The organism is Holdemanella porci (genome assembly GCF_019052655.1).
GTDB classification, from domain to species: Bacteria; Bacillota_I; Bacilli_A; order Erysipelotrichales; family Erysipelotrichaceae; genus Holdemanella; species Holdemanella hominis.
Genome location: NZ_JAHQVB010000155.1, coordinates 1 through 711 on the forward strand (window position 1 = coordinate 1; position 711 = coordinate 711).

Annotated in this window: 1 protein-coding gene; it reads right to left on the bottom strand. The window is 32.2% G+C overall.

The genetic code is table 11. The annotated features are described in order from the left end of the window. On the bottom strand, nt 1–711 hold a 711-nt coding region (locus tag KTQ83_RS11915; protein ID WP_217285060.1), incomplete at both ends, for a hypothetical protein.

Sequence of the window (711 nt, forward strand, 5' to 3'; positions counted from 1 at the left end):
TCTTCAACGACCAGACTCTTCTTCTTGGATTTACATTGTTCCATGATTTCAATGGCCAGCTGATACAGTTCTTCATTTCGTTTATTCTTTGTATTCTCTTTATGGATTGGATATTTCTTAATTAGAACGATGTTTCCATCCATATTGGTTTCACATAGTGCTATATGGTCCACATTGATATCGATTCCTACAGCTCCATACAATGTATTAGTCTTTGGAAGATTCATATGTTTTTCAAATATAGCTTTCACAATAAAGTATTCACCATAATCCATCAACTCATAGGCTACTGCCTTATTAGGTGAGTTGTGCTTTTCATTGACTCTTGCGTACAGTTCATCCTTGTACTTATGAAACTGTACTTTGAATACAATATCCTTTTGTGTACTTCGATATGTCAGCATATCATTTTCAACATTTAATTTGAAAAGGTTGTTTGAATACTTGCCTTGTCTTCTACCAGTAATAAGCATTCTTCTTTGTCTTTTGAATCTAAAGGTTTCTAAATCACTTTTCAAATTCTTTTTACCACCAAAACATACAGAAGGCATCTTTCTTTTAAGTTTGAACTCATTTCGATTTTTTCTGAATTTTAGATTGCGAATGATGCTTTTCAATCTTTTGATATTTGGATCCAATACCTGCACCTCATACAAATAATCTTCTTCTGTATATTTCTTTTTCTTGGATCTGTTGATCAGTTTCTCTTTT